21 protein-coding genes are annotated in these 24,925 nt (G+C 67.9%); 7 read left to right on the top strand and 14 right to left on the bottom strand.

What is annotated here, in order from left to right; all coding sequences use genetic code 11:
* Positions 1-266 precede the first annotated feature (266 nt).
* The 7 genes from OG558_RS10885 to OG558_RS10855 all read right to left on the bottom strand — a co-directional run bounded on the left by OG558_RS10885 (position 267) and on the right by OG558_RS10855 (position 5,767).
* On the bottom strand, positions 267-1,232 hold the full coding sequence (locus OG558_RS10885; RefSeq protein ID WP_405070099.1) for a hypothetical protein: 966 nt from the start codon (positions 1,230-1,232) through the stop codon (positions 267-269).
* Positions 1,233-1,273: 41 nt separating this feature from the next.
* Positions 1,274-1,702, bottom strand: coding sequence for a hypothetical protein (locus OG558_RS10880; RefSeq protein WP_405070098.1), 429 nt, complete (start codon positions 1,700-1,702; stop codon positions 1,274-1,276).
* A 38-nt stretch (positions 1,703-1,740) separates the two neighbouring features.
* Complete coding sequence (locus tag OG558_RS10875; protein ID WP_405070097.1) at positions 1,741-2,895, bottom strand: hypothetical protein; 1,155 nt, start codon at positions 2,893-2,895, stop codon at positions 1,741-1,743.
* Positions 2,892-3,101, bottom strand: a complete 210-nt coding sequence (locus OG558_RS10870) for a hypothetical protein (RefSeq protein WP_405070096.1) — start codon at positions 3,099-3,101, stop codon at positions 2,892-2,894. Before OG558_RS10870 ends, OG558_RS10875 begins: the two co-directional genes overlap by 4 nt.
* An 85-nt stretch (positions 3,102-3,186) precedes the next feature.
* The gene (locus tag OG558_RS10865) at positions 3,187-4,017 is read right to left on the bottom strand and encodes a DUF72 domain-containing protein (protein WP_405070095.1); all 831 of its coding nucleotides are present in this window, start codon (positions 4,015-4,017) and stop codon (positions 3,187-3,189) included.
* 89 nt (positions 4,018-4,106) lie between these two features.
* Entirely contained in the window at positions 4,107-5,186 is a 1,080-nt protein-coding gene (locus OG558_RS10860) for an inositol-3-phosphate synthase (RefSeq protein WP_328524797.1), read from the bottom strand.
* Positions 5,183-5,767 (bottom strand): PadR family transcriptional regulator, encoded by a 585-nt coding sequence (locus OG558_RS10855; RefSeq protein WP_329483069.1) that lies wholly within the window; start codon positions 5,765-5,767, stop codon positions 5,183-5,185. The genes OG558_RS10860 and OG558_RS10855 overlap by 4 nt, the downstream gene beginning before the upstream one ends.
* A 487-nt stretch (positions 5,768-6,254) precedes the next feature.
* Here OG558_RS10855 and OG558_RS10850 point away from each other — a divergent pair, with 487 nt between their 5' ends.
* From OG558_RS10850 to OG558_RS10835, 4 genes are all read left to right on the top strand, one after another.
* Positions 6,255-8,480: a transglycosylase domain-containing protein gene (locus tag OG558_RS10850; RefSeq protein WP_405070094.1), complete on the top strand. Its 2,226-nt coding sequence runs from the start codon at positions 6,255-6,257 to the stop codon at positions 8,478-8,480.
* 81 nt (positions 8,481-8,561) lie between these two features.
* Positions 8,562-9,755, top strand: coding sequence for a mannosyltransferase family protein (locus tag OG558_RS10845; RefSeq protein WP_405070093.1), 1,194 nt, complete (start codon positions 8,562-8,564; stop codon positions 9,753-9,755).
* 539 nt (positions 9,756-10,294) lie between these two features.
* Positions 10,295-10,645: a sigma-70 family RNA polymerase sigma factor gene (locus OG558_RS10840; protein ID WP_405070092.1), complete on the top strand. Its 351-nt coding sequence runs from the start codon at positions 10,295-10,297 to the stop codon at positions 10,643-10,645.
* A complete protein-coding gene (locus OG558_RS10835) occupies positions 10,642-11,385 on the top strand; it encodes a hypothetical protein (protein WP_405070091.1) in 744 nt (247 codons plus the stop codon). The genes OG558_RS10840 and OG558_RS10835 overlap by 4 nt, the downstream gene beginning before the upstream one ends.
* 51 nt (positions 11,386-11,436) lie before the next feature.
* On the opposite strand, the gene OG558_RS10830 is transcribed toward OG558_RS10835, so the two are convergent.
* Complete coding sequence (locus OG558_RS10830; protein WP_405072145.1) at positions 11,437-15,339, bottom strand: GH92 family glycosyl hydrolase; 3,903 nt, start codon at positions 15,337-15,339, stop codon at positions 11,437-11,439.
* A 310-nt stretch (positions 15,340-15,649) separates the two neighbouring features.
* On the opposite strand from OG558_RS10830, the gene OG558_RS10825 reads away from it, so the two are divergent.
* Entirely contained in the window at positions 15,650-16,549 is a 900-nt protein-coding gene (locus tag OG558_RS10825) for an NAD-dependent epimerase/dehydratase family protein (RefSeq protein ID WP_405070089.1), read from the top strand.
* Entirely contained in the window at positions 16,525-18,759 is a 2,235-nt protein-coding gene (locus OG558_RS10820) for a glycosyltransferase family 2 protein (RefSeq protein WP_405070088.1), read from the top strand. Before OG558_RS10825 ends, OG558_RS10820 begins: the two co-directional genes overlap by 25 nt.
* On the opposite strand, the gene OG558_RS10815 is transcribed toward OG558_RS10820, so the two are convergent.
* Complete coding sequence (locus tag OG558_RS10815) at positions 18,665-19,144, bottom strand: GtrA family protein (protein ID WP_329483054.1); 480 nt, start codon at positions 19,142-19,144, stop codon at positions 18,665-18,667. The genes OG558_RS10820 and OG558_RS10815 overlap by 95 nt on opposite strands.
* Before the next feature lie 159 nt (positions 19,145-19,303).
* Between OG558_RS10815 and OG558_RS10810 the strand changes: the two genes are divergently transcribed.
* The gene (locus OG558_RS10810) at positions 19,304-20,461 is read left to right on the top strand and encodes an NAD-dependent epimerase/dehydratase family protein (protein ID WP_405070087.1); all 1,158 of its coding nucleotides are present in this window, start codon (positions 19,304-19,306) and stop codon (positions 20,459-20,461) included.
* 63 nt (positions 20,462-20,524) lie between these two features.
* Here OG558_RS10810 and OG558_RS10805 read toward each other — a convergent pair whose 3' ends face one another.
* The 5 genes from OG558_RS10805 to OG558_RS10785 form a co-directional block, all read right to left on the bottom strand.
* The gene (locus OG558_RS10805) at positions 20,525-20,893 is read right to left on the bottom strand and encodes a VOC family protein (protein ID WP_405070085.1); all 369 of its coding nucleotides are present in this window, start codon (positions 20,891-20,893) and stop codon (positions 20,525-20,527) included.
* Positions 20,894-20,903: 10 nt separating this feature from the next.
* On the bottom strand, positions 20,904-21,626 hold the full coding sequence (locus tag OG558_RS10800) for a methyltransferase domain-containing protein (protein WP_405070084.1): 723 nt from the start codon (positions 21,624-21,626) through the stop codon (positions 20,904-20,906).
* A 42-nt stretch (positions 21,627-21,668) separates the two neighbouring features.
* Positions 21,669-22,670 carry an alanine racemase gene (locus OG558_RS10795; RefSeq protein ID WP_329483050.1) on the bottom strand — a complete coding sequence of 334 codons (1,002 nt, stop codon included), beginning with the start codon at positions 22,668-22,670 and terminating at the stop codon, positions 21,669-21,671.
* Between the two features lie 4 nt (positions 22,671-22,674).
* Positions 22,675-23,805 (bottom strand): lipid II:glycine glycyltransferase FemX, encoded by a 1,131-nt coding sequence (locus OG558_RS10790; RefSeq protein ID WP_405070083.1) that lies wholly within the window; start codon positions 23,803-23,805, stop codon positions 22,675-22,677.
* Positions 23,806-23,932: 127 nt separating this feature from the next.
* The gene (locus OG558_RS10785) at positions 23,933-24,853 is read right to left on the bottom strand and encodes an SDR family NAD(P)-dependent oxidoreductase (protein WP_405070082.1); all 921 of its coding nucleotides are present in this window, start codon (positions 24,851-24,853) and stop codon (positions 23,933-23,935) included.
* Positions 24,854-24,925 lie beyond the last annotated feature (72 nt).

Genomic DNA, 24,925 nt, shown 5'->3' with positions numbered 1-24,925 from the left:
GCGCTACACCGACGGCGGCGGCTCCGTAACAGCTGCCGTCTTCAGCAGCCTTCCGCCGCTTACCGCAGCCGCCACCACCGCTTTCAGCCTCCCGCCGCTTACCGCAGCCGCCACCACCGCTTTCAGCCTCCCGCCGCTTACCGCAGCCACCGCCGCGGCCAGCCGCTTCCGCGGGTTGCCGCAGCCGCCGCCGCGTTCAGCCGCTCGCCGCAACTGCCTGCGGTGTCTGCGCCAACGCCCGCCACCGTACCCGCACCACCGGACCGTCAGTCCCCCAGCACGTGGGGCTTTCGGTCCGGCCTGCCGATGACACCGAGTTCGTTGGCGCGGGTGTCACGGCCGGGAGTGCCGTACTGAGGCTTCCGCAGCGGTGGGCTCGCCCCGAGACCAGCATCCAGACTGCGGCGGAGCTCATGGTCGGCCGACCAGTACCCAGCGATCTCGCGGACCTCCGCGTCCGCGTCGAGGCTCGCCCGAGTGCCGGCCAGCGCGGACATGCGAACATCCAACGGATCCTCGGGATCGAAGTCGCGGATCTTCGCGAACGGTCGCCGCATCGCCGCCTCGATGCGCTCGAGCGCGGCGGCTTTCGCAGCCTCTGGAACCACCTCGGACAGCTTGTGCGCGTCGTACAGCAACTGCGCGGCGACCCGGAACTTGTTCTCGGGGTTCACCACCGCCAGCCGGCGAATCACCTCCCGAGCGGACAGTTCCGCGCTGTCCGCCACGGCTTGACCGAACACCTCGACGGCGGGCACGTACTGCCCGTACGCACGCCCTGTCCGTACGTCGGTGATGCCCGGTGCGATCGCCTCCAGATCGAGTTCGTCGATGTACTCGTCGAGAGCGTCCTGCGTTGCGAGCTCGGTGGTGGCCTCCTCGACAACCTTGTTCGACGGCTCCTGATACGCGTCGACGGCCATCCCGTACGACGTACCCGCCGCGGTGAGCAGGTGGATGTTCTCGTGAAACACGACCCGCAGTGCCTCGCGATACTGTCGCAGCGTCTCCTCGTCATGCCGCTGCCCGGCCCGGTCGAACATGTCCTGCAGTACCGCGACGACATGCTGCGGGTGGTACTCGATCGTGTGGTCCCACCGCACCAGCCCGCGCCGTTTGTCATCCGCGGCGAGCAACTCGTACGACTTGTTCCAGGACGAGTGATGCGCTCCCAGAACCTTCACCGCGGCCTGGGCCTGCACGGCCATCAGTTGCGGAAAGCTACTGACCATCGCTCACCACCCTCGCCGGCCCGCCAGCCACTTCCGCGGGTTCAGCGGTCGGGGGAGGGCGGCGTGGTGAGCCGCAGGGACTCGAGGAGGATGGAGAGCGGCTCGTTCAGATCGAGGATGCGCGGGTGGTCGGCGGGCGACGCCGCGTCGGCGATCCGGCCGATCTCCGCGATGGCGGCGCTGAGGTGCTCGATCCGCTCGGCTGGAGTGCCGTCCGCGGACTGGGCCCGGGACTGCACGCGAATAGCCTCGGCCAACTCGTCGGACAGCGGTGGCGGTTCGTAGCTCAGCGCCCGCTCGAGCGACGTCAGATGCGATCCCGCGAGCCTGCGATCCGCCGCGGGCTCGACCAGAGTCGCCAACCCCCGCAACCGGTCGACCTCGGCAGCCAACGTCGCCTCGTCCAGCGATCTGGTCGTCGCCGCGTCCAGCACCCGCCTGAGCTCCACGTCGAACGCGTCGTAGTCCATTCCCTCAGTATCCCGTCCCGCCTACCTCTCCCGCCGCGTCATCCCACGCCAGGGCGCCGTCCCCGCGAGCCAGGAGACCGTCGCTGAGCCGCGGGTACGCCGGTTGACCTCGGAGGTGCCGTGGATTGCACGGTTGGGGCGTCGGCGGGGATCGGTCGAGGCGGGCAGATGCCGGACAGCGCCGCCTGGAAGGCGTGCGGATCGGAAAGAGCTCCGCCGTGGGCAGGTACGACCGAGGAGGGAGTCGGCAGGGCGAGCCTGGTGGGTGGTGGCGGGGTGGGGGGTGATGGCGAGGTGCGCGCGGGGGTGGTGGAGGGCGGAGGGAGGGTGCAGGCGGTGGGGTGGAAGGTGTAGGCGGATTCGGCGGTCTGGATCTCCTGGTGGAGGTGGTGGAGGAGTTCGCCGGCGGTGGAGTGGGACTTGGCGGCGGCGAAGCCGGGTGGGTGGAGTTCGAAGTTGTCGAGGTGGCCCAGGCCCGTGCGGAGGATGGATTCGAGGTGGTGGCGGGTGTCGGCGCCGGCGAGCTCCAGGTCCGGTAGGCGGGTGGAGTTGTAGACGAGGCTGACGAGGAGGGGGAACTGGCCGGCGGCGGTTTCGCGGTTGAGGACGTCGAGGACCTGGCCGGGGCGGAGGTCGTTGCGGATCTCGAGGTCGGTGGCGAGCCTGCGGACGGCGGGGACGAACGCGGCGTAGTACCCGCCGGCCTGGACATCTTTGATGCCGGGGGCAACCTTGTCGACGCCGAGCCGGGTCAGGTAGTCGTCGAGGTGGTCCTGGGCCCAGGCCTCCGCCACGCCTTCCTCCAGCTGGCGGCCGCCTGGTTGGGTGAACGCATCCCGAGCGGCGTCCTGCGATGCGCCGGCCGGGCCGAGGAAGTGGGCGTGCTCATGTAGCAACGTGGCCAGGGATTCGCGGTAGTGGACGAGCATCGGGATCGGCTGCTCCTCGCCGGCATGCTCGTACATCCGCTGCAGTGGATCGAGGATGCACTCCCGGTCGAGATACAGCGTGCCGTCCCAGTGCGCGAGCCCGAGGATGCTGCCGGTCGTCTCGATCACGCGACCGCTCCACGCGGACTGGTCCGCCCCGGAGAGCTCGAGCGCCACCTGACCGCTCCGGGCCAGGAGTTCGTCCGCGGAACTCGGGGCAGTCAGGATCGGATCACGACGCACCGCACGTGCGGTGGCAATCACGAACGGAACGCGATCGCGAGCCGGACCAGGGAGTCCGCCGTCCGCCGCAGGCCGGCCTGTTCCTGAGGATCGTCGGCCGCGGCGGCGAGCCGGCCGAGCTCGGTGATGAGCCAGTCGGACCGCGCCTGCCGCTCCGCGCGGGTAGAGCGTGGCGAGGCGGCATCGTCCGGTGTGGGCTGCGGTGGGGTGTACTGCGAATGCTCCATGATTCGTCCTCCCGAGGTTGATCTCGGCGGAGAACATATGGAGATCGACCCGCATCCGAGCGGACGACTTCTCAGCTGTGGATAACTAGAACAGCGTGGGTGGCTCGACCAAAACCGGCGACGGCAGCGGCTCGAGGCCGGGGACGAGGGCACGGACGTCCGCGTGGAAACGGCGGGCCAGGTTCAGTGCTTCGGCGTTGTCCGGAGTGTGCAGGAAGATCGTCGGTGAGCGGCCCTCGGCGAGCCAGGTCGTGACCAGCTCGACCAGGTAGTCCCAGCCCTCGACCGTCTCCGAGACGGAGTCGCGGCCGATGTACCGAACGATGGGGTGAGCGGTCAGGGCTCGCGTGCGGCGCGTGACCCGGGGCTTCTTCATCCAGGCGTCACGTTCGGCGTAACTGGTGGGGCGGCGGCCGAAGAGAGTGCCGGTGTCGAAGGGAATCCACTCGGCGCCGACGCGACCAAGGACCTGTTCGAGCAAACCGGCGGACCGGGCATCGTCGAAGAACGCCGGGTGCCGGACCTCAACGGCGTACCGATAGTGGCGCGGCGCGTGGTGCAGGAAGGCGGCCAGGCTGCCGAGGTCGGTGGGAGCGAAGGACGCGGGCAACTGGATCCAGAGCGCGTGGTTGCGGTCGGCCAGCGGCTCGATTGCGGAGAGGAAAGCGCGCAGCTCCACCTCGACACCCGCGAGGCGGCGTTCGTGGCTGATCAGCTGTGGCAGCTTCACTACGAAGCGGAAGTCCGGCGGCGTCTGCCCGGCCCACTTCTCGACGGTCGAGCGGGACGGAGTCGCATAGAAGGTGGTGTTGCTCTCGACCGCGTTGCACCACGAGGCGAACGCGCGGAGTTTCTCCCGGCCGGGTTGCGGCCAGCCCGGGTGGGTCCACTGGGCACATCCCACATGCAACCGCACCGAACAAACCTACAGAACGGCGCGGGAGCCGGCCCACCGGCCGGCTCCCGCGCCTGAGGTGCAGCACCGCTGCGACGGGTGGTGCGAGCTCAGCGCTCGACCTCGCCGCGGATGAACTTCTCCACCAGGTCGCGGCAGACGTCGTCGGCGTACTGCTCCGGCGGCGACTTCATGAAGTACGACGACGCCGACAGGATCGGGCCGCCGATGCCACGGTCCTTGGCGATCTTGGCCGCGCGGATCGCGTCGATGATGATGCCGGCCGAGTTCGGCGAGTCCCACACCTCGAGCTTGTACTCCAGCGACAGCGGGACGTCGCCGAAGTTGCGGCCCTCGAGTCGGATGAACGCCCACTTGCGGTCGTCCAGCCAGGCCACGTAGTCCGACGGGCCGATGTGCACGTTGCGGTCGTCGATCTCGTCGCGCAGCTGCGAGGTGACGGACTGGGTCTTGCTGATCTTCTTGGACTCCAGCCGGTCGCGCTCGAGCATGTTCTTGAAGTCCATGTTGCCGCCGACGTTCAGCTGGTAGGTCCGGTCGACGGTGACGCCGCGGTCCTCGAACAGCTTGGTCAGCACCCGGTGCGTGATGGTCGCGCCGATCTGCGACTTGATGTCGTCACCGACGATCGGCACGCCGGCCGCGGTGAACTTGTCCGCCCACTCCTTGGTGCCGGCGATGAACACCGGCAGTGCGTTGACGAACGCCACACCCGCGTCGATCGCGCACTGGGCGTAGAACTTGGCGGCCTGCTCCGACCCCACCGGCAGGTAGCAGACGAGGACGTCGACGGCCGCCTCACGCAGCGCGGTGACCACGTCGGCCGGCTCGGCGTCGGACTCGGTGATGGTCTCGCGGTAGTACTTGCCGAGGCCGTCGAGCGTGTGGCCACGCTGCACCGTGATGCCGGTCGGCGGCACGTCGGCGATCTTGATGGTGTTGTTCTCGCTGGCGCCGATCGCGTCGGCGAGGTCCAGGCCGACCTTCTTCGCGTCGACGTCGAAGGCGGCGACGAACTGCACGTCGCGGACGTGGTAGTCGCCGAACACGACGTGCATCAGACCGGGGACGCGCTCGTCGGCCTTCGCGTCGCGGTAGTAGTGCACGCCCTGGACGAGCGAGCTGGCGCAGTTGCCGACACCGACGATCGCTACGCGGATCGAGGTCATCTGGAATCTCCTTGGATAGGCGGTTGGTGCAGGTCAGGGGGCCGCTGTTGACGCCGCTCGCCGTCGATCAGTTCGTTCAGCCAGCGGACCTCGCGCTCGGCCGACTCCAGGCCGTGCCGTTGCAGCTCGAGGGTGTAGGCGTCGACCCGCTCCGCGGTCCGGCTCATCGCGGCCCGGAAGTTGGCCAGCCGCTCCTCCATCCGGGCCCTGCGGCCCTCGAGGATGCGCAACCGGGTGGCCGGATCGGTCCGGCCGAAGAACGAGAACCGGACGCCGAACGTGTCGTCCTCCCACGCCGACGGACCAGCATCGTGCATCGCGTGCGCGAAGTAGTCCTTGCCGTCGGCAGTGATCGTGTAGACGATCTTCGGCCGGCGACCCGACTCCGGCGTCCCGGAGTCGGCCGTGATCAGACCGTTGCGGAGCATCGCCTTCAGACACGGGTAGAGCGATCCGAACGACAGCACGCGCCCCCAGCCGAACTGGGCGTTGACGCGCTTGCGGAGCTCGTAACCGTGCATCGGCGCTTCGTGCAGCAGACCGAGTACGGCGAGCTCCAGGACCCCACTGCGGTTTCCCATGACCCACCTCCCTCGGCCTAGTTTGTCATGACCTGATGTATCGGTTCGATACATCGTGCCGCCAGAGTAAGCACAGCCGAGGACTGTGGACAACTCTTGACAAAGCCGGGCTTTGTCAGCTTGATCACGCGGCGCGCCCGGAAATCTGTCACGTCGGGCGCCGACCTCCGTTCATCAGGTGACCACAGAGAGTCGTGATCCAGGAGCGGAGGGTCATAGCAGTACTCAGGCCGCCGGACGACCCGGCCGCGACCAAGGGCTACTGCGTGGGACCGATCGTGGTCTGCTGGCCGTGACTTTGCTCGCACCGCACGTGACCCGGGAACCGCTTGCTGAGGGCGTTGGCAAGATCTGGGTAAGGCGGTGGGCCGCCGAATCGCGGGGTGACCGGGCGGCTTGTTACCATCCGGAGCGGATTCGGGCCCGTTACCACACCCACCGTAGTCTGTGGGGCAATGACTTCAGCGAGATCGTCGAGGATTGCACTGTGAGTGAAGCTCGTAGAAAGGCCGTCAAACCCGCGCGCGCCAAGAAACACTGGGCGCTGCGGGTCCTCGGCTGGCTGACCGCGCTCTTCTTCGTCGGCATCATCGGCGCTGTCGCGACCTTCTTCATCGTCTACCAGTCCACGAAGATCCCGGACCCCAACAAGGAGTTCGCGACCAACACGACCACGGTGACGTACGCGGACCAGAAGAACCCGCTGGGCTCGTTCTACGAGCAGAACCGGCACACGGTTCCGATGTCGCAGATCCCCAAGCACGTCCAGGACTCGGTGATCGCGGCCGAGGACCGCACCTTCTGGACCAATCCGGGCATCTCGCCGTCGGGTATGGTTCGCGCCGCGTGGAACATTTCCCAGGGTGAGCAGTTGCAGGGCGGATCGACGATCACCCAGCAGTACGTGAAGGTCATGTACCTGACCCAGGAGCGGACAGTCTCGCGGAAGCTCCAGGAGCTGTTCATCGCGACGAAGCTCAGCCGCCAGCAGGACAAGAGCAAGACGCTCGAGGGGTACCTCAACACCGTCTACTTCGGTGAGGGCGCCTACGGCATCTCCGCTGCCGGTGACGCCTACTTCTCGCGGCCGGACCCGCGGACGCTGAGCGTGCCCCAGGCCGCTCTCCTGGCGACAGTGCTGAACAACCCGACCCTCTTCGACGTCAACGACCCCGATCCGCGGACGAAGAAGCGGATCATCGAGCGGTACAGGTACGTCCTCGATGGCATGCAGCAGATGGGCACGATCACTCCGGCTCTGGAGGCGAAGTACGCGAACAAGCTGCCCGCCCTCAAACCGAAGCCGAAGGACAGCCGCTACCAGGGCCCGAAGGGCTTCCTGCTCGACACGGCGCGCAAGGAGCTGCTGCGGCTGGGCTTCGACGAGGACCAGATCAGCGGTGGGGGCCTGAAGGTCACGACCACCTTCAACTACGGGCAGCAGAAGAAGATGACCACTGCCGCGCAGAGCGAGTTGCCGGACAAGCGCGACAACCTGCACGTAGGGATGGCCACGGTCCAGCCGGGCACCGGCGCGCTGCTGGCGATGTACGGCGGCCCCGACTACCTGAAGAGTCAGTTGAACTGGGCAACGAGCCCGGCCCGGCCCGGATCGGGTTTCAAGCCGTTCGCGCTGACTGCGGCTCTCGAGGACGGAAAGAGCCTCTACGACATCTTCCAGGGCGACAGCCCGATCAAGGTCCAGGGCCAGAAGCTCAACAACGAGTTCGACCGTGACTACGGCGACGTCACGTTGCTGAAGGCGACCGAGCAGTCGATCAACACCGCCTTCTACGACCTGGTCGACAAGCAGATGGACGACGGTCCGAACAAGGTGGTCGACGCGGCCGAGAGGGCCGGTATCCCGAAGGGCAAGTACCTCGAAGCCGGCCGGCACAACCCGTCCACCGTGCTCGGTCCGGACCCGTACGCGTCGGCGGTCACCATGGCCGAGGCCTATGCGACCTTCGCGGCCAACGGCAAGTTCGCGCCGCTGCACAGCATCAAGGAGGTCAAGGGCCCGGACGGCAAGGTGCTGTGGTCGGAGGCAAGCCTGAAGAAGCAGGAGAAGCAGGTCATTCCCGAGGACGTCGCCGCATTGGTCAACTACGCGCTGCAGGACGTGGTCACGAAGGGGACCGGTACCGGCGCCCAGGACCTGGACCGCCCGGTGGCCGGCAAGACCGGCACGGCAGGTGGCGTTGCGGTCGAGGATCGAGCGGAGAACGCGAAGTGCGGTGGCTGCAAGGACGGCTCGGCGACCCTGACCTCGTGGTGGAACGGCTACACACCTGACCTGTCCACATCCGTCGTGTACCGGGCCGGCAAGACCGGTGAAAGCAACCTCGACGACTACACCGACGAGAAGGCGTTCTTCGGTGGCACCTGGCCGCTGAAGACGTGGCTGGCGTTCATGAAGCCCGCTCTCGATGGTGTGGACAAGACGGACTTCCCCGCGCCGAACGAGGACGACATCAAGGACACCTCGACCCCGACGTTCACGCCACCGCCGAGCACGCCGACGAACACCCCGCCGCCCAGCACGCCGCCACCGAGCACTCCGCCACCGAGCACGCCGACCAACACGCCGCCGAACCCGCCGACCAGCTCTCCGACCAGGACGAAGACGAAGCCGCCAGGTTGGCCGACGCTACCGACCGGCGCACCGACGGCACCGACCAGTACCCCGAAGAATCCCGGCGGCGGTCAGTAGTTTCGGCCGGCCGGCCCGGGATGGGAGACGATAGGCGGGTGACTCGGGCTCGGGTGGGTTTTCGTGTGCGGTGGTGCCGGCGTGTTTGAGCGCACGGCAGCAGACGAGCCCCCACCTGGTCGCGCGCGGCGGGCGCGGGTCGAAGGGGTGGGCTGGCAGCGGTGGATGCCGACGGCGCAGACGCGTGAGGTGCTCGGGTGGTGGTTGGTCACCCGGGCCGCACTGTTCATGTTGTCGATCTCGACGCCGCTGCTGTTCAACCGGGGCACTGACTACCCGAACGTCTGGCGCGCCTGGCTGCAGTGGGATGTCTGGCATCTGAACGCGGTCGCCGAGTTCGGGTACACCCACGGCGAGCCGTCCGGCGCACCGCTGGCGGCGTTCTTCCCAGGGTTCCCGGTGCTGGTGCGGATCGTCAGCTGGACCGGGATCGGTTACGTTGCCGCGGGCATCGTCGTGTCCGCGGTCGCGAGTGCAGTGGCGGGCGTGTACCTCGCGCGACTCGCGCAGTACCAGTTCCCGGAGCTCAAGGGGATCGGGCCGAACGCGGCGATGATCTGGTACTGCGCTCCCGTCGGCGTCTTCCTGGCTGCCGGGTACACGGAGGCGCTGTTCTGCGCGTTCGCGTTCCCCGGCTGGCTGGCGGCGCGGCAGGGCCGATGGGGCCGGGCGGCGATCTTCGTCGCGCTCGCGTCGACCGTGCGGGTGTCCGGGATCTTCCTGGCGTTCGCCTTGGTGGTCGAGTTCATCACCTCGAAGAAGCGGGACTGGCTGTCGCTCCCGTGGCTGGCGCTGCCGGCGGTCCCGGTGCTCGGCTTCATGGCGTACCTGAAGCAGATCCACGGCTCGTGGTTCGCCTGGCAGCAGGCGCAGGAGAAGGGCTGGGCGCGCGAGTTCACCTGGCCGTGGACCTCGCTGATGCACACGTTCGAGGCCGCGAGCAAGGGCCACTTCGCGGCCGAACGCAGCGACTGGACGTGGATGTTCCGGGCCGAGCTGGTCGCCCTCGTCGTCGGCCTGCTGCTCCTCGCCTGGCTGCTCTGGCGCCGCTCCTGGGGCGAGGCGGCCTGGGTCGCGGCCACGGTCGGAGCGTTCTGTACGTCGTTCTGGATCTACTCGCTCACCCGGGCGACCCTGCTCTGGTGGCCGCTGTGGATCGGCCTCGCCGTCATGGCCCGCCGAAAACCGTGGCTCGGCCGCCTCTATCTCGCCCTCGCGATACCGCTGGCCGCGATCTGGGCGGCGGGATTCTTCACCGGCCGCTGGTCCGGCTGAGTAGTTCTGCTCAGGTACGGCGTCCCGTCGCGCACTTAGCGTGATGTCATGGAGGCCACCGCAGCGGTCCTGGCGCTGAACTTCGCGTGGTTCGTGGCCACCGCTGCCAACCTGCCGGTGTCCGGCATGTGGACTCTTTTGCACTGAGGCAACCCCTGGAGACCCTCGAGCGTCGTTAGGGATGAAGGGGTGGCAGTCCGGGCGGGGACCGCCACCCCTCATCAGGTTTCCGGCGGAACCTTTCAGGGGCAGGCTTCGCCGGACAAACGTCCGAGCGGGCGGCGGCAGGATGCCGCCGCCCTTGCCATCTCGCGTGCAACCTGTCCCGGTGCTCACCCAGTACATCCAGGGTGGAGATCACCGACAGGGAGGGCTGGCCGTGAGCGATCGGGACGCGGACTTCCTCGAGTACGTGACGGCGCACCGCGGCCGGATGCTGCGGACGGCCCGCCTGCTCACGTGCGGGGACGCGCACTGGGCCGAGGACCTGGTCCAGGTAGCTGACCAGGCTCTACGTCCACTGGGGCAAAGTACGGCGCGTGGACGGCGCGGCGCGGTGCGCCGACCGGATCCTGGTCAACGCGTTCCTCGACGAACGACGGCGACTCTGGCGCAAACGCGAGGCGACGACGGAGCGTCTCGACGACGCTGCTCCCACGGCCGGCCAGGACCCGGCCGAGCGGCTGACCGTGCTGGACGCGCTCGCGAAACTCCCGCGCCGGCAGCACGCGGTCGTCGTCCTGCGATATTTCCGGGACTTCGACGTCCAGACCACCGCCGAGCTGATGGGTTGTTCGGAGGGAACGGTGAAGTCCCAGACGTCGCGTGCACTCGCCACGATGCGCAACCTCCTGCATGAGCCACTCGACACCCTGGAGAGTCTGCGATGACCGACCTCAAGAACCTGCTCGACGAAGCCGCCGGCGCCGAACCCGGCGTCACTGACGCGGACCTGTCCGCCGACCTCGATCGCGGCCGCCGCGCGCTGCGCCGCCGCCGGACCATCGGCATCGCGAGCGGTGCCGTCGCGACGGCCCTGGTGATCGGCGTCGGTTGGTCCGTCCTCCCCTCCGGCACGGCGACCGACGGGACGCCGGCTCCGGCCGACCGGACCACCGCGACACCGCCCCCGGCCGCGACACCGTCCGCGACACACATCGCCGGTGGACTTCCGAGCGACCACCGCGGGCTGCCGCCGGTCCCGTCCACCCCGGTCCAGTTGGTCACGAACACCAAGCCGTTCCCCGGTGTGATCATCTGCGACCTGATCCCGAAGGGCTGGGCGGTCGAACTCACGGTCACCGCCGCTCAAGGCGGTGGCTGGGAACAGCAGGTGGTCTACGACCCGAAGCTGCGCAACCCGAAGCAGTACCACGACGTGACCTACACCCTGACCGTCCGACAGGTCGACCTGATGGACAACGGCCGGGGACTGACCGCCGACAAGTACACCGAGCCGTGGACGAAGCTGCCGAAGGTGCGCGCCGGAAAGAACGAGGCGGTCATTTCGCTGGGCGGCGACAAGCGCAACGGGCTACGGGAGGTCCACGTCCGCCAGGGGAAGACACCCGGCTCGTCGCGGTCAGCAACCAGGCCTAGAACCTGGCCTGGGACGAGCCGACCCTGCTGAAGTTCGCCGGTTCCTGTCACTACAAGAAGTGACAGGAACCGGCGATCTCGGTCAGCCGTAGTTGCGGTCGATCGACTGCGAAGGAGTCGGGTTCGGCTGGGTCTCCGCGACGCGTTTGTCGGTCGGATGCGTGCCGGCCTCGACGCCCTTCAAGGTGCCGAGCAGTTCGATCTCGGACAGTGTGACGCCTGCCGAACCCGCAGCCGCTGTCAGCACCAGGCGGTACTGCGTGTAGGCCTTGGGCGACACGACACTGAAGGACCGGGTGTACGACGTCCACGACCAGCTCTCACCGGATCGGCGATCCACTGTCGACCACGTCGTACCGTCGTTGGAGCCCTCCAGTACCCACGCGGACGGGGCCGCGCCCGTTGCTCCACTGGTCAGCGTGTACATGCCGACCGGCCGGCCCTGCGGCAGGGCGACCGTGACCGTCGAGGTCGCGCCGGTCAGCGTGACCTGGGTCTTGGAGTCGTTGTCGGTCAGCGCGGTCACATCCAGTCCACCCGCACCGACCACGGCACCGATGTCGGACGTCGAGTCCCGCCACGTCATCGGGTCTTGGCCGGGGGTGGTGATCGACGGCGGCGCGTCGTTCCGGCCGGTGCCCCACTTCGACGGCTGGTCGCCCATCTGGAACTCGATCTTGCCGCCGTTCGCGATCAGATCGTGGGGCAGCGCGGTCGAGGTCCACGTCTTCCCGTTCACGCGAACGCTCTGCACGTAGATGTTGCGCGAACTGTTGCCCGGCGCGCTGACCACCAGCTTCTTGCCACCGGCCAGCCGGACCGTCGCCTTGGTGAACAGCGGCGACCCGATCGCGTACGTCGGCGAGCCGACCTGCAACGGGTAGAACCCGAGCATGCTGAACAGGTACCACGAGGACATCTCGCCGTTGTCCTCGTCGCCCGGGTACCCCTGCCCGATCTCCGAGCCCAGGTACAACCGGGACAGCACCTCGCGCACCTTCTCCTGCGTCTTCCACGGCTGACCCGCGAAGTCGTACATGTAGGTCAGGTGGTGCGACGGCTGGTTGCTGTGCCCGTACTGACCCATCCGTACGTCGCGGGCCTCGAGCATCTCGTGGATCGTGCCGCCGTACCCACCGGGGTGCATTGCGTCCTCGGGGGTGCTGAACATCTCGTCGAGCTTCTTCGCCAGGCCGTCGCGACCGCCGTACAGCGCGGCGATGCCCGCACCGTCCTGCGGCGCCGAGAACGCCATGTTCCACGCGTTCGTCTCGGTGTAGTCGTGACCCCAGTCCTGCGGGTCGAACGTGCTGGGCGAGTTGCCCCAGACGCCGTCCGGGCCCTTGCCCTGGAAGAAGTTGATCGCCGGGTCGAACAGCGTCACGTAGTTGCGGGCGCGGTTGATGAAGTACTTGTAGTTGTCCAGGTACTCCTGCTTGCGCGGGTCGCTTTTCTTCGCGGTGTCGTAGAGCTTCTTCGACATGTTCGCGATGCCGAAGTCGTTGATGTAACCGTCCATCGACCAGCTGAAGCCCTCACCGGTGCTGTTGGCCGTGTAGCCGTTGAAGGTGGACAGGTCCATGCCCTTGCGGCCGACGTTCTGCGACGGTGGCACGACGGACGCGTTCTTGAGTGCCGCGTCGTACGCCGCCTGGACGTCGATGCCCTTGATCCCCTTCAGATACGCGTCCGCGAAGGCGACGTCGGACGACGTACCGACCATCAGGTTCGCGTAGCCGGGGGACGACCAGCGAGAGATCCAGCCGCCGTCCTTGTACTGCTGGACGAACCCGTTCACCAGGCTGGCCGCCTCGTCCTGGGCGAACAGCGAGTACGCCGGCCACACGGTGCGATACGTGTCCCAGAAGCCGTTGTTCACGTACGTCTGGCCGGCCACGATCTTCGACCCGGTCGTGGTCGGGGTGTCGGTGCCCACCTTCGGCGAGGTCGGCGACGCGTAGGTGATCACCGGCTTGTCGTTGGTGCCGGTGTTCTCGGAGCCGTTGTTCGGGTAGAGGAACAGGCGGTAGAGGTTCGAGTACATCGTCGTCAGCTGGTCGGCCGTCGCACCCTCGACCTCGATCGTGCGCAGCTTGGCGTCCCACAGGTCCTGGGCCGCGCCCTTGACCTTGCCGAACTTCGATCCAGCCGGCAGTTCGAGCTCGAGGTTCTTCTTGGCCTGCGCGGTGCCGATCAGCGAGGTCGCGATCCGGAGCTGGACCTGGGTGGCCTTCGGATCGAAGGCGAAGTAGCCGCCGACATTCGCGCCGCCACCGTCGGACAGCTTGCCGGAGGCAACCACCTTCTGGTCCACCACGCCGTACACGAACAGCCGGCCGGCGCCGGTGGACAGTCCACTCTTGATGTCGCTGAACCCGGTCACCACGCCGGTCTCCGGGTCGAGCGTCAGACCGCCGCTGTTGCTGACGTTGTCGAACACGAGTGACGGCTTGCCGGCCGGGAAGCTGAACCGCAGCATCGCCGCGTGGTCGGTCGGCGCGATCTCGGCCGCGTTCCCGTTGTCGAACGTGACGCCGTAGTAGTACGGCCGGGCGATCTCGTTGTCGTGGCTGAACGACCAGGCGCGCGCCTTGCGGTCCGCGATCGGGGTCGTCGCGGTCGACGGCATCACCTGGAAGGTCTGCCGGTCACCCATCCACGGGCTGGGCTCGTGGCTGATCGACAGCGCCTGCATCGTGGGCTTGTTGGCCTCGTTGTTGCCCTTGGCGTAGTCGTACAGCCAGGACGTGGAGCCGGCGTTCGTCACCGGGGTCCAGAAGTTGAAGCCGTGCGGTACGGCGGTCGCCGGGAAGTTGTTGCCCCGCGAGAAGCCGCCGGTCGCGTTCGTACCACGGGTGGTCAGCGCCAGGTCGGACGGGTGCTTGGCCGCGGTCTTCTGGGCCGCCCGGTCCGGGTCGATCGCGGCCGCGATCCGGACGTCGTCGACCCAGCCGCGGAAGTCGGCCGGCCCGGACGGCTTGTCGTAGCCGATCAGGATTCGCTGGATCGTCTTGCCGGCGGCCACCGTGCCGAGATCCGCCTCGACGTTGTTCCACTGGTTCGTCGACAGGCCCTTGGCGTCGCCCTGACCACGGGGGCTGAGCGTGAAGCCGTGGTGGTCCTTCGCGTTCAGGTCGCTCAGGTACGTCCCGTCCGAGAAGGCCAGGTCGAGGGCGGCGTACGTACTCGGGTAGCTCAGATCACCCTCGACGTGCTCGGGGAAGATCTTGTACGACAGCCGAGTGTCCTTGCTGACCTTCAGGTCCACATCGGAGATTTTGTTCCACGTGTAGCCGCGGCCCTCGGCCTCCTGGTGGCCGGCGTACCGGAACGACTTGACGCCGGTGAAGCCGACCCGGGCGCGGGCGTTGTAGGCGCTGGTCGGGCCGGAGTCCAACCGCGACTCCGCGGTCGGGCCGGGCGGCGGCAGCGGCGCGCCGTTGGACAGGTACCAGTCGGCCAGCTGGACGATGTCCTCACCGTGGTTCAGCGTGATGTCCAGCTTGAAGAACTTGTACGCCGTCTCGTTCGTGAAGCTGTACTCCTTGGTCTGGAACCGGTTCTCGAAGCTCTCGCCGGTCCGGGTGTCCAGCGTGGTCCAGGTGGTCCCGTCGTTCGAGCCGGAGACGGTCCAGTTCTGCGGGTCGCGGCCGTCGGCGTCGTTCGCCGAGGTCAGCGCGTACTTGCGGATCACCACCGGGGCCGAGGTCTCGTAGACCAGCCAGCCGGTCGGCTCGAACACCAGCCACTTGGTGAACTTGTCACCGTCGGCCGCGTTGGTGGCGATCTCGCCGCCACCGGTGTTCTCGCCGTTCGCGGTCACCTTGGTGACCTTGTCCATCTCGCTGCCGCCGATCCCGGTCGGCGTCGGGCCGCGGACGCCGTCGGCGCGCGGCTTCCCGTCCGGGCCGGTCTCGACGGCGTCGGTGTAGCCGGGCTGCGGCTGCCCCGGCTCGAACGAGGTGAAGAACGAGGACCCGGTCATCACCGGCTGATCCCCCTGCACTGTGGGTGAGACAGCATGCGCTGGCGCCATGGCAGACGACATTGTCACAACTAGCCCGAGAGACGCGACGAGCCCCAATGGGCGGCGGAGATCCATCTACGCTCCTTGCACGGCCGGACCGGCGCCGCAGCGCGAGGCTGCCCGCCAGTTGGTTACGCGGCCCCGATGACAAGGTTGTCAGCCCGCGCCCGGGGCGATCCTGCCCATCATGATCACCCCGGGTCAAGGGTTCGTCGCGCACCGTTCGCTGGTGTCTTGTAGTTGGTCTGTGAGCGGTAGGTTGAGGGCCATGGACGAACGTGTGCTGGTCACCGGTGCGGCCGGGTTCATCGGGCGGGCCGTGGTGGCGGCCTTGCGGGAGCGTGGGGTCGCGGTGACCGCTGTGGATCGGGAGCCGCCGGACCCGTCGTGGGACGAGGGTGTCCACGTGGTGACCGGTGATCTGGCCGAGCAGGAGGTCTGTATCGCGGCCTTCGAGACGCGGCCGACCGCTGTCGTGCATCTGGCCGCGCTGACCTCGGTGTTGCGGTCGGTCGACGCTCCGATGCAGACGTTCGCGCAGAACGTGACGATCACGCAGGTGCTGCTCGAGCTGTCCCGCGGGAGTGGCGTCAAGAGCTTCGTGCTCGCCTCGACCAACGCTGTGGTTGGTGACGTCGGTACGTCGACCATCACCGCGGACCTGCCGTTGCGACCACTCACGCCGTACGGCGCGACCAAGGCTGCCTGCGAGATGCTGCTGTCGGCGTACTCCGGCAGTTATGGGATGGCCACCGCCGCACTGCGGTTCACCAACGTCTATGGCCCGGGCATGTCACACAAGGACAGCTTCGTGCCGCGGATGATGCGGGCCGCGCTGACCGGGACCGGCGTCCGCGTGTACGGCGACGGGAAGCAGCGGCGGGACCTGGTGTTCATCGACGATGTGGTGAACGGCGTACTGCTCGCACTGGACACCAGGTACGACGGCCGCGCGATCATCGGATCGGGTCGGTCGGTGTCGGTGCTCGAGATGATCGACACCGTGCGTACCGTGACCGGTCACGAGGTTCCGGCCGAGCACATCGAGGCGCCGGCCGGTGAGATGCCGGCGGTCGTCGTCGACATCACCAACGACCTCGGCTACGCGCCGACGGTGTCGCTGGAGGATGGGCTAGACCGCACGTGGCAGTACTTCCGCGCACAGTGAAGAGGCTGCTCAGAACGCATTGGCTGCTCGCCGTCTTCCTGGTGGCGGGCATAGTGCTGCGCGTCCTGGCGACGATCGCCTATCGCCCGGCGATCGTCTACACGGACTCGGTGCAGTACCTCAACAACATGGGCAAGTTAAGCCCCGACCAGCTCAACCCGATCGGCTACGACTTCGTACTGCGTCCCATGGTCTGGATCGGCGGCCTCACCTTCGTCGTGATCGTGCAGCACGTGGTCGGACTGCTGCTGGGCGTGGCGATCTACGCACTGGCCCGCCGGCTCACCGTCTACCGCTGGCTGGCCGCGCTGGCGGCCGCACCGATCCTGCTCGACGCCTACCAGGTGCAGATCGAGCAGAACATCATGGCCGAGACCACCTTCGACGTACTGCTGGTGGCGATCCTCTGGTTGCTCCTCGGCCGCGGTTCGCCCGGCTGGAAGCGTGCAGCGCTGGTCGGCGTCCTGATCGGCGCCGCGTTCACGGTCCGCGCGATCGGCCTGGTTCTGCTCGTCGCCGTCGTGCTCTACCTGATTGTCGTCGGCAACGCCTGGCGTAAGCGCCGCCTCGATCTCGTACGACGTACTGCCGCAGCCATAGCGGGGTTCGCCGTCGTGTTCGGCGCCTATGCGATCTACTACCACGCGGACACGGGCCGGTGGGGTTTCACCGGGGCTGAGAACCAGGTGCTCTACGGACGGACCGCAGTGGTCGCCAACTGCGCCAAGCTGCCGCTCAACGAAGGCACCAGGCTGTTCTGTCCCAAAGAGCCGCTGGGACAGCGCCTCGGCGTGGACAAGTACGCCCACAATCACTATGGCGATCCGAACTGGCCTGGACCGTTGCCACCCGGCACCACCAAGCGGCAACTGGCTACCGAGTTCGCCCGGCTCGTCATCCGGCATCAACCGCTCGACGTCACCTGGGCCGCGTTGAAGGACTTCGCCAAGGGCTTCGCGCCGACGCGGACCACGTCGCCGGACGACGTACCGCTGGACCGCTGGCAGTTCCAGCTCACGTATCCGAACCTGCAGGACCCCAACACCGCCAAAGCTGCGGTGAGGTGGGGCGGGTCGGAGCCGCACGTCGTCCACGTGCCGGCCGAGATCCTGCGCGCGTACCAGCTGCACGGCGGCTACACGTCCGGCAGCCTGCTCGGTCTCTGCGTGCTGATCGCTTTGGCCGCAGTGGCCGGACTGGGCCGCGCGAAGACGTCCGGCCTCCGATCGGCTGCACTGCTACCCGCTGCGGCTGGTGTGATCCTGCTGCTGGGATCGGCGGCGTTCGAGTTCTCCTGGCGCTATCAGTTGCCGGCACTCGTGTTCTTCCCGCTGGCGGGAGCCATCGGGCTGCGGGCGCTGTTGGGCAAGGACCAGGCGCGTCCGCCGATGGCGGACTACCCGGATGCCGTGGATTCCCTTGCTGTGAAGGACTTCGGGAAGCCCGACTTTGCGCCGGTCGTCGTGGTGATCGCGGCGTACAACGAGGCCGGCGGGATCGGCGCGGTGCTCACGAACATGCCGCGCACCTGCGCTGGCCTGCCGGTCGACGTCCTGGTCGTCGTGGACGGGTCCACCGACGACACTGCCGAGATCGCCCGCAAGCACGGGGCTTTCGTGTGTGTTGCCCCGAGCAACCGCGGTCAGGGTGCGGCACTCCGGCTCGGATATCACCTCGCTGCCGAGGGCGGGGCCCGGTACGTCGTGACCACCGATGCGGACGGCCAGTACGACAACGAGGAGCTCGACGTACTCCTCAAGCCGATCCTGGACGACGAGGCCGATTTCGTCACCGGATCGCGGCGGCTCGGAGCGGAAGACGCGGACAGCCGGTTGCGATGGGTCGGCGTCCGGGTGTTCGCCGTACTGGCGTCGATCCTGACCCGGCGGAAGCTCACGGACACGTCGTTCGGGTTCCGCGCGCTGCGGGCGGAGCTGGCGACCGCGGTGACCTTGCGGGAGCCGCAGTACCAGTCGTCGGAGTTGTTGCTCGGAGCACTCGCTCTCGGCGCGCGCGTGGTGGAACTGCCGATGACGATGCGCCGCCGGGGCGACGGGACCAGCAAGAAGGGCCCGGGCCTGGTGTACGGCGCGAACTACGGGCGGGTGATGACCACTACCTGGCTGAGGGAATACGCTCTGGGACGGGGTCGGCGACGGCGGCGGGCTTGGCGAACACGAGCCGATCGAACAGCACGAACTTCAGGATGAACAGCACGCCGTACGTGCCGAAGTAGGAGCCGGTGACCAGTACGGTCTTCCAAGCGTGCGAATCGATCCCCTGGACCAGGTGATCGGTCGCCGTGGTGACCAGTGCGGCGGTGACCGCCGAGCCGATCACGATCATTGCGTACGGCAACAGCTGACCCTGGCGGCCCCAGGCCCAGCGGCGGCTCAGCAGGTAGTTCGGGACCGCGCCGGCCAGCCAGGCGACCAGGGTCGCCACGACGGCCGGGGCCCCGAGCCAGTAACAGAGCGCGAACGCGACCTGGCTGACCACGACGGCGACTACGGAAGACGCCGAGTACCTCGCCCAGAGCAACAATCGGCTCCGGCGCGGGCCGAGTCTGCTCCGGACCTTGGTGAGTGCACGCATTGCGGCCTATTCTGCACCTCCACACCAGCTCTGGGCAGGTCGACCGAGATTCACAGCCAATTGCCAGGTTCTGAGTGGGGCTGGTCACGTTAGGGGAGCGGTTACTCGGGATAGGAAGGAATAGTGACAGCCAACGTCCCATCGGAAGGCGGCCGAGCCGTGCGCGTACTAGTTCTGGGCGGTGACGGTTACTTAGGGTGGCCGACCGCGCTGCATCTGTCCGACCGCGGCCACGAGACGGCCGTTCTCGACAACTTCGCCCGCCGCGGCTACGACCGCGAGCTGGGCGTGCAGAGCCTGGTGCCGATCCAGGACCTCGACGCCCGGGTGGCCGCCTGGGAGGAGGTCTCCGGCCGGCGGATCACGTCGTACGTCGGCGACCTGCTGGACGCGGGCTTCGTCTACCAGGTGCTCGAGGAGTTCCAGCCGGACGCGATCGTGCACTTCGCCGAGCAGCGGGCGGCGCCGTACTCGATGATCGATCGCGAGCACGCCGTCTACACCCAGCACAACAACGTGGTCGGCACGCTGAACCTGATGTACGCCATCGCCGAGACGAACCCGGACATCCACCTGGTCAAGCTCGGCACGATGGGCGAGTACGGCACGCCGAACATCGACATCGAGGAAGGCTGGCTGGAGGTCGAGCACAACGGCCGCAAGGACCGGATGCTCTACCCGAAGAAGCCGGGCTCGTTCTACCACCTGAGCAAGGTGCACGACTCGCACAACCTCGAGTTCGGCTGCCGGGTCTGGGGACTGCGCGTCACCGATCTCAACCAGGGCGTGGTCTACGGGCAGCAGACGGACCAGACCGTGCGGGACGCGCGGCTGGCGACGCGGTTCGACTACGACGCCGTCTTCGGCACCGTGCTCAACCGGTTCGTCATCCAGGCCGTGCTCGGTGAGCCGCTGACCGTCTACGGCGCCGGCGGCCAGACCCGCGGCCTGCTGGACATCCGGGACACCGTCGAGTGCATCCGGCTCGCGGTCGAGAACCCGGCCGACGCCGGCGAGTTCCGGGTCTTCAATCAGATGACCGAGAGCTACTCGGTCGCCCAGATCGCGGAGAAGGTCGCGGAGTGCTTCCCCGGCCCGGTCCAGGTCGAGCACCTGGAGAACCCGCGGGTCGAGCAGGCCGAGCACTACTACAACGTCAAGCACACCGGCCTGGTCGGCCTCGGCCTGCAGCCGCACCTGCTGTCGGACACCCTGATCGACTCGATGTTCGACATCGTCTCGGCGAACAAGGACCGCGTCGACCCGGCCGCCCTCCTCCCGACCGTCCGCTGGAAGGGCCATCTCAAACAGCGGTAGGTGTCTGATGGTCCAGCGCCGGCTGCGCGGCACTCGGCACGGCGCTGGACCATCAGACACGCCCTAGACGAAGAAGCAGAAGATGTGGCCGACCGGGTCGGCGTAGATGCGGACGTTGGGTAGCGGCTGGAAGTCCATCAACCGCGCCCCGGCGTCGATCGCGCGCCGGTGTCCTGACTCGAGGTCGGTGACCTGGAAGTCGAGATGCAGCTGCATCTGCTGCTTCTCCGCGGTACTCGGCCAGGTCGGCGTCTGATAGGCGGGCTCACCCTGGAACGACAACTTGGTGCTGCCGTCGGGGCCGATCACGGTCGCCCAGTCCGCTTCGTCGTCGCCCAGGTCCCAGCCGAGCAGCCGGCAGTAGAACCGCGCCAACTCCCGCGCGTCCGGCGCGTCCAGTACGACGCCTGTCAACGGAATCTTCTCGTTCATGCCCGGAACGTTAACGGCGGCCACCGACAAGCAACGTCGGGATGGCGGCGAGGAACCGGTCCCGCCGTCCCCGGTCAGCTTGCTCGGTGAGCCAGGCCTCGGCATCCTCCTGGGTGATCAGGGCCTTGTCGACCGCGGCCGCCGCCGCGCCCTCGAGCTGAGCAGCCATCAGGCCGTGATCCGTCACGACCTCCGTGCGTACGACGACCTCGACGTCACGGAACCCGGTGTCGAGGAGGACGTCACGCAGGCTGCGCGCCGCACGCGGCGACACCGACCGCGACTCCAGGCCGAGCAGGACGACGTCGGTCAGGTCCTGGTCGGAGCTGTCCACGAGCAGGAAGCCGTAGTCCTGCCCGCCGAGCACGATTCGTCCACCGGGCCGGAGCACCCGCCACGCCTCGGCCACGGTCGGGACCGGGTCCTCGAGCAGGTGGAAGAGCCGGACGGCCCGGTAGCCGTCCATCGACTCGTCCTCCAACGGCAGGTCATCGGACCGTGCCACGTGAAACATTGCCCCAGGCGCCCTGACCTGCGCCGACTCGATCGCTTCGGGGTCGGTATCCACGCCGGTCACCTTCAGCCCTTTGGCCGCCAGTTCGGCGACCGCGTGCCCGGCCCCGCAGGCGACATCCACGCAGGTGCCGCCCCGCTTCAGTCCGAGCAACCGGTACGACTCCGCCCGGAGCTCCGCTGCTCCGGGCCGCTCCTCGATCCGTTCCAGAAAGCCCATGTCACCACGCTGCAACTTCAGGTGCACCTGAAGTCAACACCACTAGTCCATGGACACCTTGTCGAAGCTGGTGGTGGTGAAGCGGACGTCGACGCCGACGGTGTCGCCGACCGCGGGGGGTGCCACCGACGACGGCAGGAACAGCATGCTGGCCTGCATGTGCGGCGGCTCGGCGAACCAGCGCTGTTTGCCCTCGATGGTGAACGGCGACAACGCCATGCCGGCCGCGTCGAGGCTGCCCTTCGCCATGGCGATCGCCCGCTGACGGACAGACGCCGCAGCGGTGGGAGCCTCCAGGCCGACGCCGTGGGCCGTGCCGCCGGACACCACCAGAATGTGACCGTCCCCGCTGACCCGCCGCTGCCGGTAACCGACCCGCTCGCCGCGGCGCACCGAGTGCACGTCGAGCACGGTCGCGCGGACCGTCAGCGCACCACGGTCGCCGAGCCACAGCCCGGTGCCCATCCGCAGCTTCACGCTCTCACCGATGTCGGCCAGCTTCTGCGACGGTACGTGCGACACCCACAGGGTGCCCTTGCGGACGTCGAGCGCCGCCTTCGCCAACTGCTGCGCTTCCCTCAGGTTGGCCGACGTACCGCCGGCACCCATCGGGAAGTGCAGCGACCAGCCCTCGAACTTGATCCGGTCGAGCGCGTTCAGAAGCATCGTGTGCCGCAGTTCGCGCGCGCCGATGCCGTGCCGCCGCATCGAGGTCATCACCTCGATCAGCACCCGGCTGCCGGCCGGGATCGAGACCAGGTCCGCCAGCCGGCTGACCGTGTGGATCACGTTCTTACTCTGCGGGACATCCAGGAACGGCCGCCACGGCGAGAGTACGACGATGTCCTCGCGCGGGTCCGGCGGCACCTCGAAGTACGTCCCGACCGCGACCGTGCGGGCGCCGAGCGCGCGTGACTCGGCCAGCAGCCGCTGGTTGCCGAACCCGTACCCGTTGCCCTTGGCGACCGGAATGATGTCGGGGTTCCACGTGGAACGCAGGTGATCACGCCATCGATCGGAATCGACGTGCAGGACTAGGGGCATGGTGTCAACGCCGTCTCATGTAGAGGTCGAATGCGGTGTAGAGCGCCTTGTTCAACGGCAGATCCCACTCACCGACGTACTCGACGGCCTCGCCGCCGGTGCCGACCTTGAACTGGATCAACCCAACATGTGGGTCGTTCGGGTCCAAGGTGTCGGTGATGCCCCGTAGGTCGTACACGGACGCACCCGCCGCGAGCGCGTCCGTCATCATCCGCCACTGGATCGCGTTCGATCCACGGACGTCACGCTTGTTGGTCGAGCTGGCCCCGTAGGAGTACCAGGAGTGACCGCCCACCCGGACCCAGATGGTCGACGCGACCAGGTCGCCTTCGTGGTAGGCGTTGTAGATCCGGAAGTCACAGCAGTCGGCCGGCTGGTTCGCCATCGCCGTGTGCATCTTCTCGAAGTACGGCAGCGGCCGCGGCGTGAAGTGGTCGCGCTCCGCGGTCTCGACGTACAGCTGGTGGAAGGCCTTCAGGTCCGCGACGCCACCCTGCGTCACCTCGACGCCGGCCTTCTCCGCCTTCTTGATGTTGCGTCGCCACAGCTGGTTCATACCCTTCAGCAGGTCGTCCTGGCCGCGGCCTGCCAGCGGGACCTGGAACACGTACTGCGGCTGCCCGGCGGCGAACCCTTCACCGACCCGCGGCGCCTTCCAGCCGAGCTTGCGCAACTGCGCGGTCACGATCTCACCGGACGGCTCGATCACATCCGGCCGGACGTCGCCGAGCTTCGGCTGCTGACCACCGGCGATCGCGTCCTTGATCGTCTTCGCGCCCCACCGCCGCGTCGGCACCGGCGGCCCCATGCGTACGCCGAATGTCCCGCGCTGCTGCAGATGCGCGGCCAGCGGGCGCAGGTACCGACCGAGGTCGACGGCGTCCCAGTCGATCACCGGGCCCTCGGGCAGATAGGCGAGGTAGCGCTTCACCTTCGGCATCTGCCGGTACAGCACCAGTCCCACGCCGAGCAGTTCGCCCGGGTTGGAAGCGTCGTACCAGCCGAGCGACTCCGCCTTCCATTCGTTCTTCACCGCGGCCCAGCCAGGGGTCTGCAGGAAGCTCGCCGCCGGTTGCGCCGCGATGTACGCAGCGTGCTCGTCGGTCGAGATGGTCCGGATGCTCAAGTCACTCACGGTCGGTCAGGTTACCGGCCCGAAGCCTTTATCCGTAGCCGAGCCGGTGCCTGATCAAACCCACCTCGAGAACCCACCAACCACTTTCCGGGGCGGAGAACGGTTGATCGGTGCTCAAGGTCGGCCGTCAGCCGGCCAGGAGCTTCTCGGAGAGATCCCACAACTGAGTGGCCGACTCCGGATCGAGCGCGTACGGCGCGACGCCGTGCCTGGGATCGTCTTGCGTCGCGGGCACTGCTTCGCTGTTGTCCTCGAAGTACCGGCCGGTAACGCCGTGGACGAGCGGTGACGCGGCCAGCAGAATCGAGGTCGACGCGCCCTGCTCGACGGTCTTCCACTGGAAGCGGTCCCACGCCTTCTGCACGTCGTCAGGAACATGCCGCTGCAGCGCGGTCCGGATCCCGCCGGGCATCAGGGCGTTGGCGATGATGCCGTCACTCGCCCAGCGCTTGGCCGCCTCGACGGCGAACAGCACGTTCGCCGTCTTCGACTGCCCGTACGCCGCCCATGCCTCGTACGGCCGGTGGTCGAAATGGATGTCGTCGAAGTGGATGTCCGAGCGCAGGTGCGCGCTGGAGCTGACCGAGACGATTCGAGCATCACCGGCCGCGGCGAGTGCGTCGTACAAACCGAGCGCCAGGCCGAAGTGGCCGAGGTGGTTGGTGGCGAACTGGTGCTCCCACCCTTCCGGCGTGCGGTTGAGCGGCTCGGCCATCACGCCGGCGTTGTTCACCAGGATGTGCAGTGGGCCGGTCCAGCTCGCGGCGAACGCTCGGACCGACGCACGGTCCGCGAGCTCGATCGGCGCGACGAAGACGTGGTTGTTGCCGGTGCTCTCGATGATGCCGGCCGCGGTGCGCTCACCCATCGCGGTGTTGCGGACGGCGAGGGTGACCTCGGCGCCGGCCGACGCGAGCGCGCGGGCGGTCTCGACGCCGATCCCGGACGCGCCGCCGGTGACGACGGCCCGGCGGCCGGTCAGGTCGACGCCGGCGATCACCTCGGCGGCGGTGGAGTCATGGGTGAAGGGGGTGGTGATCCTGCTCATCAGGCTGTCCTGTTCTGCGAGCTAGGCTGTAAACGGAGGATCCTCCGGTAATTCGAGTTAACTGGAGGCTCC

The sequence above is a fragment of the Kribbella sp. NBC_01510 genome, assembly GCF_045040325.1.
GTDB lineage: Bacteria > Actinomycetota > Actinomycetes > Propionibacteriales > Kribbellaceae > Kribbella.
The sequence above is the reverse complement of the archived record's forward strand: the minus strand, read 5'-3'. Positions and strand labels throughout refer to the sequence as shown.